Here is a 416-nt window from a genome sequence, read left to right on the forward strand (position 1 = left end):
CCACGGTGGCGAAATACTGCTGGCGACCGAAGCTGGCGCGCAGCCGGGTGCCTTCGGGCAGAAACACCTCCTTCCATTGATAGCCTGCTTCGGAGAGCTCAGCCGGCTGCTGGGGAGGCGGCGGTGGGTTGATGTAGTTGCGGATGGCCTCGCAGACGAAGGGCGCCATGCCGAGACTATCCGACCAGAATACGCCGGTGTGTTCGCCCAAGGCGAGCAATAAATCGTCGGGCACGCGGACTGGGAAGTGGAGGGCGGGAGCAGGCATGGGGTTCCCCAAAATCAGGTTTTGACTAAGCGCTGCGAACCACCGCTAAGGGGGACTACAGCGTCCTAAGACTTACTAAAATTTCCGTATCGAACGCTATCCGATACTAAAATTTTTAGGCCTCTATTCGTTAGAGCCGCTCAGTAGC

The 416-nt window shown here is 58.2% G+C and carries 1 pseudogene; it reads right to left on the reverse strand.

The features are described 5' to 3' along the window. A pseudogene (locus GEV02_RS32600) lies at nt 1–268 on the reverse strand (hypothetical protein); the annotation flags it as partial. Nucleotides 269–416 lie beyond the last annotated feature (148 nt).

Origin of the sequence: Rugamonas aquatica, assembly GCF_009380215.1 — a bacterium.
GTDB lineage: Bacteria > Pseudomonadota > Gammaproteobacteria > Burkholderiales > Burkholderiaceae_D > Rugamonas > Rugamonas aquatica_B.